The 12652-nt window shown below is 35.0% G+C and carries 18 protein-coding genes and 1 riboswitch; of the genes, 5 read left to right on the top strand and 13 right to left on the bottom strand.

What is annotated here, in order from left to right:
* Positions 1-181: 181 nt before the first annotated feature.
* The 6 genes from EP737_RS01660 to EP737_RS01640 form a co-directional block, all read right to left on the bottom strand.
* Positions 182-421, bottom strand: a complete 240-nt coding sequence (locus tag EP737_RS01660; protein WP_246040142.1) for a hypothetical protein — start codon at positions 419-421, stop codon at positions 182-184.
* Between the two features lie 120 nt (positions 422-541).
* On the bottom strand, positions 542-697 hold the full coding sequence (locus tag EP737_RS25320; RefSeq protein WP_165350658.1) for a hypothetical protein: 156 nt from the start codon (positions 695-697) through the stop codon (positions 542-544).
* A 393-nt stretch (positions 698-1090) separates the two neighbouring features.
* A complete protein-coding gene (locus tag EP737_RS01655) occupies positions 1091-1366 on the bottom strand; it encodes a hypothetical protein (protein WP_129726190.1) in 276 nt (91 codons plus the stop codon).
* Between the two features lie 471 nt (positions 1367-1837).
* A complete protein-coding gene (locus tag EP737_RS01650; RefSeq protein ID WP_129726189.1) occupies positions 1838-2065 on the bottom strand; it encodes a hypothetical protein in 228 nt (75 codons plus the stop codon).
* 391 nt (positions 2066-2456) lie between these two features.
* The gene (locus EP737_RS01645; RefSeq protein WP_129726188.1) at positions 2457-2798 is read right to left on the bottom strand and encodes a hypothetical protein; all 342 of its coding nucleotides are present in this window, start codon (positions 2796-2798) and stop codon (positions 2457-2459) included.
* Positions 2799-3100: 302 nt separating this feature from the next.
* On the bottom strand, positions 3101-3355 hold the full coding sequence (locus EP737_RS01640) for a hypothetical protein (protein WP_129726187.1): 255 nt from the start codon (positions 3353-3355) through the stop codon (positions 3101-3103).
* Between the two features lie 184 nt (positions 3356-3539).
* Here EP737_RS01640 and EP737_RS01635 point away from each other — a divergent pair, with 184 nt between their 5' ends.
* Positions 3540-4190, top strand: a complete 651-nt coding sequence (locus tag EP737_RS01635) for a DUF421 domain-containing protein (RefSeq protein ID WP_129726186.1) — start codon at positions 3540-3542, stop codon at positions 4188-4190.
* A gap of 1849 nt (positions 4191-6039) precedes the next feature.
* On the top strand, positions 6040-6390 hold the full coding sequence (locus EP737_RS01630; protein WP_129726185.1) for a hypothetical protein: 351 nt from the start codon (positions 6040-6042) through the stop codon (positions 6388-6390).
* Between the two features lie 135 nt (positions 6391-6525).
* On the opposite strand, the gene EP737_RS25315 is transcribed toward EP737_RS01630, so the two are convergent.
* The 6 genes from EP737_RS25315 to EP737_RS01605 form a co-directional block, all read right to left on the bottom strand.
* Positions 6526-6699 (bottom strand): hypothetical protein, encoded by a 174-nt coding sequence (locus EP737_RS25315; protein ID WP_165350653.1) that lies wholly within the window; start codon positions 6697-6699, stop codon positions 6526-6528.
* Between the two features lie 244 nt (positions 6700-6943).
* Entirely contained in the window at positions 6944-7237 is a 294-nt protein-coding gene (locus EP737_RS01625; protein WP_129726184.1) for a hypothetical protein, read from the bottom strand.
* Positions 7238-7293: 56 nt separating this feature from the next.
* Positions 7294-7746: an NUDIX hydrolase gene (locus EP737_RS01620; protein ID WP_129726183.1), complete on the bottom strand. Its 453-nt coding sequence runs from the start codon at positions 7744-7746 to the stop codon at positions 7294-7296.
* A gap of 36 nt (positions 7747-7782) precedes the next feature.
* Entirely contained in the window at positions 7783-8292 is a 510-nt protein-coding gene (locus EP737_RS01615) for an RDD family protein (RefSeq protein ID WP_165350657.1), read from the bottom strand.
* Between the two features lie 261 nt (positions 8293-8553).
* Complete coding sequence (locus tag EP737_RS01610; RefSeq protein ID WP_129726181.1) at positions 8554-8829, bottom strand: ArsR/SmtB family transcription factor; 276 nt, start codon at positions 8827-8829, stop codon at positions 8554-8556.
* A 182-nt stretch (positions 8830-9011) separates the two neighbouring features.
* Entirely contained in the window at positions 9012-9293 is a 282-nt protein-coding gene (locus tag EP737_RS01605; protein ID WP_129726180.1) for an ArsR/SmtB family transcription factor, read from the bottom strand.
* Between the two features lie 27 nt (positions 9294-9320).
* Positions 9321-9409, bottom strand: a riboswitch (cyclic di-GMP riboswitch).
* Positions 9410-10243: 834 nt separating this feature from the next.
* On the opposite strand from EP737_RS01605, the gene EP737_RS26475 reads away from it, so the two are divergent.
* The gene (locus tag EP737_RS26475) at positions 10244-10372 is read left to right on the top strand and encodes a hypothetical protein (protein WP_281278866.1); all 129 of its coding nucleotides are present in this window, start codon (positions 10244-10246) and stop codon (positions 10370-10372) included.
* A gap of 66 nt (positions 10373-10438) precedes the next feature.
* On the opposite strand, the gene EP737_RS01600 is transcribed toward EP737_RS26475, so the two are convergent.
* On the bottom strand, positions 10439-11125 hold the full coding sequence (locus EP737_RS01600; protein WP_129726666.1) for a TerC family protein: 687 nt from the start codon (positions 11123-11125) through the stop codon (positions 10439-10441).
* Between the two features lie 634 nt (positions 11126-11759).
* On the opposite strand from EP737_RS01600, the gene EP737_RS01595 reads away from it, so the two are divergent.
* Both EP737_RS01595 and EP737_RS01590 read left to right on the top strand, forming a co-directional pair.
* Positions 11760-11981, top strand: a complete 222-nt coding sequence (locus EP737_RS01595) for a spore germination protein (RefSeq protein WP_129726179.1) — start codon at positions 11760-11762, stop codon at positions 11979-11981.
* Positions 11982-12227: 246 nt separating this feature from the next.
* A complete protein-coding gene (locus EP737_RS01590; RefSeq protein ID WP_165350656.1) occupies positions 12228-12530 on the top strand; it encodes an iron-sulfur cluster biosynthesis family protein in 303 nt (100 codons plus the stop codon).
* Positions 12531-12652 lie beyond the last annotated feature (122 nt).

Genomic DNA, 12652 nt, shown 5'->3' with positions numbered 1-12652 from the left:
ATGTAAAAAGAAAAGAAGCAAATCACTTACTGGATTGTAAACAATTCACTTCTTTTCTTTTTTTGTATATTGATCAAACCCTCATACTTACTCAAAGTAGGTACTTTCTCAACACTCTCGTTACACGTCAATCAATTAAATATTATCCTATTAAGGTCTTTATATTAATATTTTTAGACGTTTAATTAGACTGCTTCTTGTTTCTGTTCATTAATGCTTCTAATTTTCTAACAGCTAGGTTGAACTCATTTTTAGATAGTTTCCCCTGTGCATACAATGAGCATAACATCGCATAAGCAATTGGCTTAGTATCCACTTCGATATGAGTAAAAACATCAACATCTGAATTTCCACTATGACCAATGTTCGCTTGTACTTGGGTTGATTCCTCATCATTTGTTGTATTAAGATATCCGAACATAATCATTCATTCCTTCTTTTCCTATACACATGGTATAAAAAGGGAAAGGATATTATCTTTATATCGTTTCCCCTTCTATTGGCATTACTATAAAACTTGATTAGGCGCCCTTTTCTGTACTTATTCTTCTTCTTCAACATTTACTCTTACATTAACAGTAGAATTGCCACTATTCTGTACAGAAGCTGTATTAGTATTGCGATCAACAATTCTATTTGTGTTATCGTTATCAGAGCGGACATTTGTTTCTTGCTCATTCTCAAATCTGTTCCACATTGTATTTATCCCCCCCTTGTAATCTGTATTCGTTATACTATATGTAAAATTCATCAAAAAGATTGGACAGGTTACCAAGTATGATAGAACAGAAGAAAATTTTTTATAAAATAGGATTATGTAAGAATGGACATACATCATAACCACATCAAAAAGCCCTCACGTACGGACACAAAAAAACTTTTTATTAATGTAAAAAAGAAAGTCCCTGGCTGATGAAGCAGGAACTTTCTTAATTGATTTTGCGTTCAAATGAAGCGCTGGTTATACCATTAAGAAGCTGTCAATTGAAAATACAATTCTAGACAGATCCCTAATCCTCTAAGAAACTATGCTTTTCCACTTTCTCATAACTAACACTAGGAAAAACTCACACTCTTTTATTTACCAAGTTTACTTTTGAAGTACTAGCATACTCTGTCTAAATGTTGCTCGATTGCTCCAGATAAAATCCACAGCCTCTTTTTCAGTTAAGAAAGTTTCTCCCTCGTCGCAGTACTCGGCCCCTTTACCGTGCACACTCCACTGCCCTTCTTTCAACATGAGTGTCCACACCCCTTTTCGTTTACGGTCCTCAAACACAATGTAATGCTTTTGTAACATCTCATCAAACGAAGCAAACTGAGTAAAGTTAGAAATTGTAGCTATAATATCTTTCTTTGTTCTCATCCTCTTACCAACTCCCTGAAATAAATTTTATAAATTCAGTAAACAATTTCATTAATAAAGAAATCATTTAGATAATAATACAATATATTCCTGCTTTTTGTATATTTCACCATTTATTGCTAATCGCTTCGTTCCTTAGTCTTTGACTTGACAGGGCTGCTATATGGGGATATTGCTACTTTGAGGAAACAAAAAACCAGACAAATTAGTATGCAATAAACCACACTTTGTCTGACGCAAATTCATCGCCTCCATCTCAAGCCATACTCTTGAGGAAGAAGTGCTCCTTGCGTATTTTGATAGAAACCAACCATGACTTTTATATCAAGCACAATCGTATTAGCTTTTATAACATTCTAACTTAAAACACTTCTTTTCCTCTTACACTCTCGCATTATACTCACCTCAGCTTCCGGCGTTAATCGCTTTTATAAAATAAAAAGCATCCCCCGAAGGAATGCTAAATTTAAATTAGCCCACTGCATTTTCAATATCTTCAAGGGTAAAAATCTCGAAATTTACTGCCTCAAGCGATGAAATATGTTGAGGATTAATAAATATATTATCAAACTGAAGCATTCCCCTCAGAATGTTTCCAAACTCATCTGTAATGTGTATCGCGAACAATTCAGGATGCATGCTAACTATGTATTCCTTTCCGCTATCCATAATTACCTTGGTTTTAACTTTTTGTAACATTACAGCACCCCCTGTTTAAATAATTGTATTCTTCTTATGAATAGGATTTTCCTCCTATGGCACCCTTAAAACATCTTATATTATCCATTATTTTTAAATTTATTACACTTTTATACTCATGAAACATTTTAAACCTTCTTTTCTTTTGAATACCACGTAAAATTACTTTCCACTGTCTAAGTTTAGCTTTCGCCATTTTATCCTGAGTCTTTTAAGAACGGACTTCTATAAGGGTAACGACTCCGATGACTGCTTTTTTCAAGATGATAAAAAGAATGAGAGCCGTATAGAAAAAGCCCCTCCGTGCAGGAGAGGACCTCGTTCATTTATATCAAGCTTGTATTTAAGAAAAAAATTTCTGTAATACAATAAAAACTATACTATTTTATTTTTATTGTATAGAGTCGCTTAAAGCCGTCATTGCAGAAGTTGCAGTAGCTTGTGCCTGCTGAACTTTTGCTTGTGCCATTCTAACCTCCTGTTGTTCTTGCTTAACTTTTTGTTGCGCTTGCAGTAATTGTTGCGTTTCTATTTCCACCTGTTGTTGTGCTTGCAGTAATTGTTGATTCTCTAATTGCAGTTGTTGATATGCCTCCTGGACATCCTGCTGTGCTTGTTGTAATCGTTGATTTGGCTGAGAGTTAGTAGCTTGGATACTTTTTAGTTCCTGTTCCGCTTGTTGGACATCTTGAATAGCTTGTTTTAATTGCTCCTGTGGATTTTTTTGTGTCATAAAGCAAAAGCCTCCAAATAATTATTATTTTGATACTTAAACTTCCGACAATTATTGTGCGCATTATACCGCTTTCTATACTATAGCTCAATTCAGCCGATTCACTATACCCTTTTTTAAGATGACTTGGTTTACTAAAGAAAACTCGCTGATTGACGAGCCCTGCTCTTGGACGAAGCCAAGGGCATAGTGGTCCTTATACTTTATTGCTAAAATTTCTCTCTACGTTACATTCTCCTCCAGCTAGAAATTTATATCTTAAGGTGAAATAAAAGCACTCCCGAGGGAATGCTCAAATTCACTTAAAGTATTTCAGTAAGGCGGCTTGCGCCTTTACGGGTTACACTAGTATTAGAGTCGAACCAAACTGTTAAAACTTTATTGTCCTGCCCCCCTGTTGCTTTCTTCACACCCAGTAAATAGCCATCTTTCTCAAGTTGAAGAGCTGCTTCCTTAAAGATCCTACCCTCCAATTCAGTTGTAGCGCTATTAATGTTACTGAGATTGGCTGTTTCTTTATTGAACTCTTCATAAATTGCTCTTAAAATTTGATCCATTGCATTAATACCAACACCCCCTTTTTCATATCTTTCCTCTTATCCGAAAAGAAGTATCACCCTTCTGAAAAAGTAAGGGAGCAATTATTAAAGTAAGCATGTGCTACTATACACACTAGTTTAAAGTAAAAAAAATATGTCCATAACAGAGTTATAAGGAAGATGGTTAGGGGTTAGATAAAACATGAGTTACTTACAGGTTCTAATTGAACTCACAGTTGGATACTTAGCTCTTTTCATGCTTGTGAAATGGCTAGGAAAAACACAAATTAGTCAGATCACTACTTTCGATTTTATATCTGCCCTAGTATTGGGAGATATAGTTGGAGGGGCTATATTTGATGGAGATGTCGGCCTTTTAAAACTCCTCTTAGCAATCGGATTATGGGGCCTCCTTATTTTTATTACCGAGATTGTTACACAGAAATTTCGAAAACTGCGCTATATACTAGAAGGAAAACCTGCCATCATTATTAACCAAGGAAGATTAGATTGGAACGAAATGAAAAAGAACCACTTGGATATTAACCAATTACAGCAATTATTGCGCTCCAAAGATATTTTCTCACTTCAGGGTGTAGAATATGCCATATTGGAAAACGATGGAAGTATTAGTGTTTTACAAAAAGCAAATGCTGGTGAACAAAAGAAAACTCTCCCCCTTACTATTATTAGTGATGGCGAGGTTATCCTCAAAAACCTCCAGAAAGCAGGTTTAAATAAAGACTGGCTGTATCAGCAGCTAAATACTCATGGGATAAGTCAACCTGCAGAAATCAGTTATGCAGAATGGCAACCAGGAAAAAACCTTTTTATTCAAAAGTATTGGCCATGACACTATTAAAGGAATGCTACAAAAAAACAGAATATAGGGAGGTCCTAATCCCTCCCTACTCATACATTACAAGAAAGATTAGCAGCATATGAACTTCATTCAAGGAATATTTTTGTTTTCGTACAAAAGTTCAAGGTCTGATATTAATTTACTTTTGAAGTTAATGTGCAGTATTTCACAAAACTTGAGAAGTTGCTTTCTCTACTCGTTTCATAAAGAGAATGAGGTTAGACAAATCAAGAACAATATCCCAAAAGGGCTAATGAATTGTATGACCAAATCGCTGCTGCACGTAGCGAAAAAGTAAAATTTTGGAGTGGAAATGTCGTTTTCACTTGGCAGTGGTGGTTAGGAGTTGTTTTAGCAGTTGTTCCGTGAATTTTATACTGTATTCCTAAAATTTCCGACTACGTCGAATTGACTCCTGTCTGGAAGTTTATACTTCTTACAGTGAAAAAAGAGAGCTATGCAGCTCCCTTATGGTAAATGTTTAAATTTCTATAACAATTTTACGTTTTAAAAAAATTCACATTTCTCAAGCGAAGAAATGAAAGCCAGTAATAATTATACCCCAAAGAGGTACGCTCAACAGGGATCCCCATAGAAGCCCTTTAAACATATTTCCTTCCTGTTCCAGAGGAGTTTGATAGATTGTTGATTGAATATTGATAACTCCTTGTCCATTTTGACTTTGCTCAAGTATAATCATTTGGCTTCGCCTTCCTTTCCATCACTATTCTCATCATAACAGTTTACAGATTACCTTTATTAAATGAAAACTTGGTGAAAAATCTAAATATGAATCGATTCCAAAAGCATCCTTAAATAACTATGAAACAGAGCTTCACCATGTTCTCTCCATCATTCTAACTGCTATTAAATTAAGATTTAGCTATCTTTAACTTTGTATACTCATTATAAATGAAAACGCTTTCTTTGTATATACTTTTTACAAACTTTACGTTTTCTAATTAAGAAAAGCGGACAAGGCCCGCCTTTTATGGCAACGTAGGGGTGGGCCGGAGTAAAAGGCGCTTTTTGCCTTTTGCGGAGATTCAGCCTGGAGTCTGCCTGTTGGGCCTTGGGAGCTAGACATCACCCCGAAAAGCTATCCTTTCTTATCCTGTAAAGAAAACTCGCCGAATGGCAAGCCCTGCTCTCGGGCGAAGACAGAGGCGTAGCCCTACTTATACTGTATTCCTAAAATTTCCGGCTACGTCGCATTCACTTCCAGATGGAAATTTACACCCTTTTGCAGTGTGAAATAACAAGCTTATATCATCCAAGTTAAGATATGACCATAAAAAGGCAGTCGGTTCTGATCTGTTCACACATTCTTCTCACCGCCTTTCGATTTCAAGGCAAAAGAAAAAAGACCGGAAATAGGACTCTTCCAGTTATAAAGCTATTCAATAACGCTCTTAACCAACCAGATAAGTGCAATCCATAATGGAATAGAGATTACCAATCCCCAAAGGCATCCTCTCGCAAAATTCCCTTCTCTCTCCATAATATCGACCTCTCTTTTTTGACTTATTATTAAGATAGTCAGGTTTAGAGGAAATAAAACCAATTGCAAATAAAAAGGACGGCTAAGAGCGGCCCGTAAATTACTAACAATGATGTTTTGATTCGATTCAACTCGTTCCCCACTTAAACAAATCTTGTCAGGCTTTAGTAACGACACATTAAGGAATAACTATACATTTTATGTTCTCACAATAGCCTAGTACGTTTTTCCCCTGTTTTTAAGAGTAGTACCATGTTAAAGAGAGATGTTTAATTTATCAATATTCTGATAAAACTGATAAATAGGTATGATGATATCTAAAAGTGAGGTGTGTCGAATTTGAATCAAGCTGCTAAATTGTTGGCACAAAGAGCATTAAGAGCGAAATTCGAACTTGTCTCCCAAACAGCGGCCGATATGTACAATGTCTATTGTCGGGAAGGAAAGATTGGCCATATCTATCGTGAGCATAAATGGAGCAACTATAGGTGCGTTGATGTTGATCATAGTGAATCATTTGCAGCTTCTACAAAAGATAAATGGGAAGCTGCTGAAGAATTATGGGAACACGTTATGACTTCTCCTTTTTGCCACTCAGCAGTACTGTTGAGTGATTTTTTGTGTATAAAGAAAACGCCTCGGCAAATAGCCAAAGCGCACCATAACATATTAGGGGTAACTTCATTATAACACATTTTCCCTATTTTGGTAATTTAAACAACAAAAAGCGGTCTAGAATAAATAAAAAGAGAGCTATGCAGCTAGCTCCCTCTGGTAAATGGTTAAATGTCTATAATAATTTTACGTTAAAAAAATTCACATTTCTTAAGAGAAGAAATGAAAGCCAGCAATGATTATACCCCAAAGAGGTACGCTCAATAACGATCCCCACAGAACTCCTTTAAACACACTTCCTTCCTGTTCTAGAGGAGTTTGATAGACTGTTGATTGGGCGTTGATAACTCCCTGTCCATTTTGCATTTGCTCAAGTATAATCATTTGACTTCGCCTTCCTTTCCTAGCACTATTCTCATCGTAACTGTCTATAGATTACCTTTCTTACATGAAAATTTGGTGAAAAACCTAAATATCACTTACTTTCACAAATTCAACTTTGTACATTAATTATAAATGAAAACGCTTTCTTTGTATAGACCTTTTACAAATCTTTTAAACCCACACTTTTCTTAAAACAACACCCCCATCTTATCCGAGCCCAGATTTAAACATAAAAGCCTATTTATTAGATCTTGCCTAGTGTGAAAAATATTAACCACCATATAACCGGCAATACACTCCACAAAACCAATTGTAAATATTTCTTCTTCATGAAGGTGATCCATCCCATAATAATTGAAACAATAACAAATAGCGGGTAACTTGTTACAAAGATAGTTGCTACTGATGCAAATGCATCCTCAGCAAATGCCATGGCCCAACCCATAAACCAAAACAGTGTTGATAATACCGCCACAATCTGGGTAATAATTAACCAAACCAACGATATAATTTTAATTCGTTTCTCTTGAGTCCCCATCGCTTACCCTCCCTGTTAACCCTGCCCGCTCCTTTCACTACAGAACATCCGCTTCACTATTCGGTTTTCCCACTTACATATTTATCCAACATTACTTTACTTGTTTTCATTATGTTTTCTGGGAAGGATTGAATATCAAAATATCTAAGTTCTTTACTCTCTTCATCAAGTCTAATCTCTCCAGCGATATCAGAAGAATAGTAACAAATAATAACATTATATACTTGATCACCATTAGGGTATTCATAATACATTTGGTCCCCTGAAAAAATATGAAAAAGCTTTAATTCCCCCACCGTTAACCCTGTTTCTTCAAAAATCTCTCTTCTCGCTGTATCCTCAATCGTTTCACCAATTTCCATAAAACCACCCGGTAACCCCCAGTCGTTTGTATCTGTTCTATGCTGCAACAGAATTCTGCCTTCAGTATCGAGTAAGATCACACCTGCAGCAGTTAATATTAATGGACGAGTTCCTACAGCAGATCTTAATTCTTGAATGTAATTCATGTTAAATCCTCCTATGACACTAACCTCAGTTCAATTTTATGAATACCTTTTTAACTTTTCGCCTCTTATTAAGTTTTCATCTATTCTCTTATAGACAACAGCAGTTTTGGCAACAAAGTCATGGATAGCGCGTCTATCTTTTCGAAATATCACCATAAAAATACTGATCACATATGTAGTTCCTAATGTAAGCATACCTAATCCTACTTTTCCAATAAATTCTCGAACTAGCATTGTACGAAAATTCAGCTGTTTTCCGTCTATCTTAATCAATTTTAACCCTAATACAAGCCTACCAATTGTGCCACCTTTTAAAATTAAAGGTATTAATGCGAAATAAATCCCATCAATCCATAGGGATTTCCAGCCTTTATAAAATGTATCAGAGTGATTTGCCGTAAGAAAAAAGGATATAGTGACTAATACTGCTGTTACACAAAACACATCTATGACGATTGCAGAGAATCGCTTTCCTACGCTTGCAAAACACATTGTCTGTTGGATATTCTGCTGTCTAACTACTACATATTTAGCCTTAGCATACATATACTGAAATCTCCTTATATAGCTTTTCATTCTTAATAATTCTTTAGAGAATATATTTATGTTAAATTGTGCATTGGAATAAATGTAAATAACTCCCTTGTAAGTGTACGCTTTTTATGTCTAATTAGCAATATATAGATTTATTCAAAATAAAAACCGCTCACCCATTGGCAAGCGGCATACATAAAAGTGGATAAAGCTTTTGCTTCATTCAGCTACTTCGTGTGCTCAGTCGTGCAGGACCCATGACCCAAATCGTACTTAAGCGTTGATCATTGCATTCAGGATAGGTTTTACTCTCTCGTCCTTTATCTCATAATAAATCTCTAAACCTTTGCGCGTTCCTGAAATAATCTTGGCAGTCTTTAATTTTGATAGATGTTGGCTAACTGTACTTTGTGGCGCTTCAAGCTCTTCGTAAAGAGAGGTTACATTTGTTGGTCCTTTTTCAATCATAAATTTCACAAGCGCAATTCGTGCAGGATGGGCTAATACCTTTAAAATTTCCGCACTGTCATTAAACTTTTCAATGTTCATTCTACTACTCTCCTAACTTTATTTATCGACTATAATGCAATAATATTCGAAATTTATGAAAAAAGTATGAAGTTTTCCTAATAACTTTTTTATTCAACCTCTAATCTTATACTTTCTTACAATGCAAAAAAGCACCTGATTTCCACCAGATGCTTCAAAATAATTCGGTTTGGTAATAACCCTTAAGCACTAACTACCGCATTAAGGATATTTTCTACCCGTTTGTCCTTTACCTCATAATAAATCTCCAAACCCCTACGTGTTCCCGAAACAATCTTAACAGATTTTAATCTTGATAAATGCTGGCTAATGGTGCTTTGCGGCATTCCGAACGCCTCATAAAGGGTAGTTACATTTACCGGACCTTTTTCAATCATAAAATTCACAAGCGCGATTCGCGTAGGGTGGGCTAATACTTTTAAGACTTCTGCCCCATCATTAAATCTTTCAATTTGCATATACATTCACTCCTCTAATTTTTCTTTCCCGTGAACGGCAGCTGGCTAGCTTGATAGCATTCACTATTTTAGCCCCTAAAGCTTTGCGTCCCAAGTTTTCACAAGGTTTGCCCTTAATAATTATAATTTTTTGTCGAGTTTTAGTACAGAGAAAAATATTACAAAATTTTTATAACTGGTTCTAAAAAAATAGCAATTAACACGGAACTTTACACATTCTATATATTTATCTTAATATTTTTTTCGTTTTCTCCAAAAGAAAAAAGCATTCACTATATGAACACTTCGTATTATTATAATGAAGTTAAGTTAAAATGTATAGGTAAAACCAATAAAAGAACCGATTAAACAAGGATACGGTCTAGACAAAGTATACAGTTACAAAGAGCACCCTGATAAAATTTTCGTTACTTATAACCCTTGAGATAAAGAATAATAATAGTTAGAACTATTACTCCTATCAATAATAAAGAACCGATACCTGAGCTATACACAATATATATCTTAATATGGAGGATAGCATTCACAACAAGAACTATTGACAAGAAGATACACAAGAAAATGATGATAGGCATATTTTTATTTCTATTCAAACCAAACAATCCCTTCACAGAAGGTTATTTATACATTAAGGAATAAGAAATTAAATCATAAAGATTATTAGAAATTAGAGTAGAAAATTGTAAGTATTATAGCAATCACCATTATATATTTTAGTCCGTTATAAAACACTATGTTAACCAAGTCTTGTATTATTATAGAAATAACAAAATATTTTTTATGTGACTAAACTTGAATAAATATTTTACCGCCGGCACTTCCTCAACAAGATTAACCTTATTAATTATTAATCTAATAAAAATTTACACTTGATAAAATTTATGATTGGCATTATTATCTTTATTAAATACTTTTATATTATTCTTGTTAAATTATTTTGAAACGGAGGGAATACAATGCATTGGTTTCGTCTAGTCCCTGTTATTTTCTTTTCTTTATCAGCATTGTCATTATTTACATTTCAATTTGGCGAAATAATCCATTCCATTCAGGAATTAATTGGATTTTATAAACAACAGCAATAAAAAATAACTCAAATCCCCTCACACAGATTTTTTTTGAAAATCAGTCATATGTTGCAGAGAAGGGCATTAGCCCCTCTCCAACGAAGCCTTGTCCGTTTTTTTCAGCTCTTTATTTTTTAACTTGCCAGTTATAATAACCAAAATTGCTAATGTAACTGGAATAATAATATGTCCTAAAGGAAATTTGCTCTCCACAAAACGGGCAATCACTTTATCGTTTAACATCATTTCTCCGGCCGTATATCCAAGTAGAGCTGCACCTAATACAATAAGGATGGGAAAACGATTCATTAAATTCATTAATAGTTGACTACACCAAATGATTAACGGGATACTAACAGCTAATCCGATTATAATAAGCAAAAGGTTTCCTTCTGCTACTCCTGCAATCGCTATGACATTATCAAGACTCATTACTAAATCCGCCATAATGATGGTTCTAATCGCCTGAACCATACTGCTGCTACCTTCAAGATCTTCTCCCTCGTCTTCACCATCTATTAGCTTAACCGCGATCCACAGTAATAAAATTCCTCCTACGATTTGAAAGTAAGGGATCTGCAATAACCAAACCGTCACAAAAGTAAGGACTATCCGTAAAGCAATAGCACCAACCCCCCCCCAAAAAACTGCTTTTTTCTTCTTATTTTCAGGAAGATTTCGACAAGCTAATGCAATCACAACTGCATTGTCACCGCTTAGAATGATATTAATAAAAATGATTTTAACTAAGTCTACGAACAACCCTTCTATCAACTTCAATTCCTCCAATGAATCGTGCTGTAATTCTATTTTTCACTTGTAGCAACAAACTTATCTTACGACCAACATATTTCACATCCTTGTGAAAGTAATGACTAACATAACTAGTTGCAAATACACTGATAATCCAAGGCATATTTAACTTGCCCTGAATTCTATTTATTAACCGTCCATTATCAAATGTCCATAGCCTGCGAGTCTTTTCCGCCAGTATGAGGTACACAGAATATAGTCTCCGCATTCATCCGCTCGAAAAGATTACTCCTTTCTCTTCATCGTCGCCTCCCATTTCCAGCGCGTCATTTGTTGTATCTTCCTTACACATCCATACCCGCGCTTTCTTTATCCAGAATGAAGAGAGAGAAGCACATTGTGAATTGGACGGTAATGTGGGATTATGTCAAACTTGACATGTATGCGATATACAAATGAATAACTTAGAAAGCAAAGAATGTAAAACATATTAATAAAAGAACAAAACACCACTCCTAAAACATTTATCATATACTGAAAAAGGTATTACCAAACTTCACAGAGTTTATACATTAAGATTGTAACTTTCAATATATAAAGGTTCCTTACCTTTTGTTAGTGGAATAAAAATATTGGGAAAGTAGGCGAAACAATGCCTTCAATTGTTAAAGGAATTGTAATAAGCAACATTGACGTCACTGGTGCTTTTAACATAGGAGATACTTATGAGGTAACACCAATATCAACTGAAAAGGGCTATCATGGAGCTGGATCATCAAATACTGGATATTCTGTAAACACATTTAATGGTGTTAGTAAAACAAATGTAGGAAATGCTAATAAATCTGATGAAAACCAAACATTTACTCTATAAGTATTCGTAAGTCACTTGAGACTAGTCCGATCGCAAAAAATCTAAAGCTTTGACTTCCTGTATCAAATGTTATGTTAAAACACATATAGCCATGTGGTCCCGCATTGCAGGATGAAGCTGCACAAAAGTTTGAAGATTTGCTATTTAAACGTGTACAATGAAAAAGCCAAGCTACAATCATATTTCGCACTGTGAATAATCTCAATGTGGTCAAAATGTGAGCAAATCAAAAAAGGGGGACTTTTTATGGAATTTATTATTACTGAAAGCGCAGAGGAACAACTTAAAAAGCTTAATATAGTGCCGCTTTGCCTGCGTATTGATATTCAGCCGGTAGGTACATGCAGCGCTGTCGTCGATATCGACCTAACTCTAGATGAGCGACAACATGATGATGTTATTTTTGAAAAAAACGGACTCACCATTTTGGCGAATTCCTTTGCAAGGGACTATCTTGGAAGCAAAGTAAAGCTAGATCATGTAGCTGCCTTTCGACTTACTACACCAAACGAAACACTTGCCTATGGTTTATCTGTAAAACGTAAGTAAAGTGAAAATGAACGCAAAGAAATGAGTTTCTATACGGCTGCATATAAGCAAAAAGGTAGTATATCCATTTCTAAAAAACAATGCCCCCTTTCCTACTGAAACAGGGGGTATTGTTTTAGCTG

The organism is Ectobacillus funiculus, assembly GCF_004138295.1.
Lineage (GTDB): Bacteria > Bacillota > Bacilli > Bacillales > Bacillaceae_G > Ectobacillus > Ectobacillus funiculus.
The sequence above is the reverse complement of the archived record's forward strand: the minus strand, read 5'-3'. Positions and strand labels throughout refer to the sequence as shown.

Coding starts and splice junctions, on each gene's coding strand:
- EP737_RS01635 (WP_129726186.1), top strand. CDS start 3,540: ATGAGTTACTTACAGGTTCTAATTGAACTCACAGTTGGATACTTAGCT.
- EP737_RS25320 (WP_165350658.1), bottom strand. CDS start 697: ATGTGGAACAGATTTGAGAATGAGCAAGAAACAAATGTCCGCTCTGAT.
- EP737_RS01660 (WP_246040142.1), bottom strand. CDS start 421: ATGTTCGGATATCTTAATACAACAAATGATGAGGAATCAACCCAAGTA.
- EP737_RS01655 (WP_129726190.1), bottom strand. CDS start 1,366: ATGAGAACAAAGAAAGATATTATAGCTACAATTTCTAACTTTACTCAG.
- EP737_RS01610 (WP_129726181.1), bottom strand. CDS start 8,829: ATGAACATTGAAAAGTTTAATGACAGTGCGGAAATTTTAAAGGTATTA.
- EP737_RS26475 (WP_281278866.1), top strand. CDS start 10,244: ATGCATTGGTTTCGTCTAGTCCCTGTTATTTTCTTTTCTTTATCAGCA.
- EP737_RS01625 (WP_129726184.1), bottom strand. CDS start 7,237: ATGGGGACTCAAGAGAAACGAATTAAAATTATATCGTTGGTTTGGTTA.
- EP737_RS01590 (WP_165350656.1), top strand. CDS start 12,228: ATGGAATTTATTATTACTGAAAGCGCAGAGGAACAACTTAAAAAGCTT.
- EP737_RS01620 (WP_129726183.1), bottom strand. CDS start 7,746: ATGAATTACATTCAAGAATTAAGATCTGCTGTAGGAACTCGTCCATTA.
- EP737_RS25315 (WP_165350653.1), bottom strand. CDS start 6,699: ATGATTATACTTGAGCAAATGCAAAATGGACAGGGAGTTATCAACGCC.
- EP737_RS01645 (WP_129726188.1), bottom strand. CDS start 2,798: ATGACACAAAAAAATCCACAGGAGCAATTAAAACAAGCTATTCAAGAT.
- EP737_RS01605 (WP_129726180.1), bottom strand. CDS start 9,293: ATGTATATGCAAATTGAAAGATTTAATGATGGGGCAGAAGTCTTAAAA.
- EP737_RS01595 (WP_129726179.1), top strand. CDS start 11,760: ATGCCTTCAATTGTTAAAGGAATTGTAATAAGCAACATTGACGTCACT.
- EP737_RS01615 (WP_165350657.1), bottom strand. CDS start 8,292: ATGTATGCTAAGGCTAAATATGTAGTAGTTAGACAGCAGAATATCCAA.
- EP737_RS01640 (WP_129726187.1), bottom strand. CDS start 3,355: ATGGATCAAATTTTAAGAGCAATTTATGAAGAGTTCAATAAAGAAACA.
- EP737_RS01650 (WP_129726189.1), bottom strand. CDS start 2,065: ATGTTACAAAAAGTTAAAACCAAGGTAATTATGGATAGCGGAAAGGAA.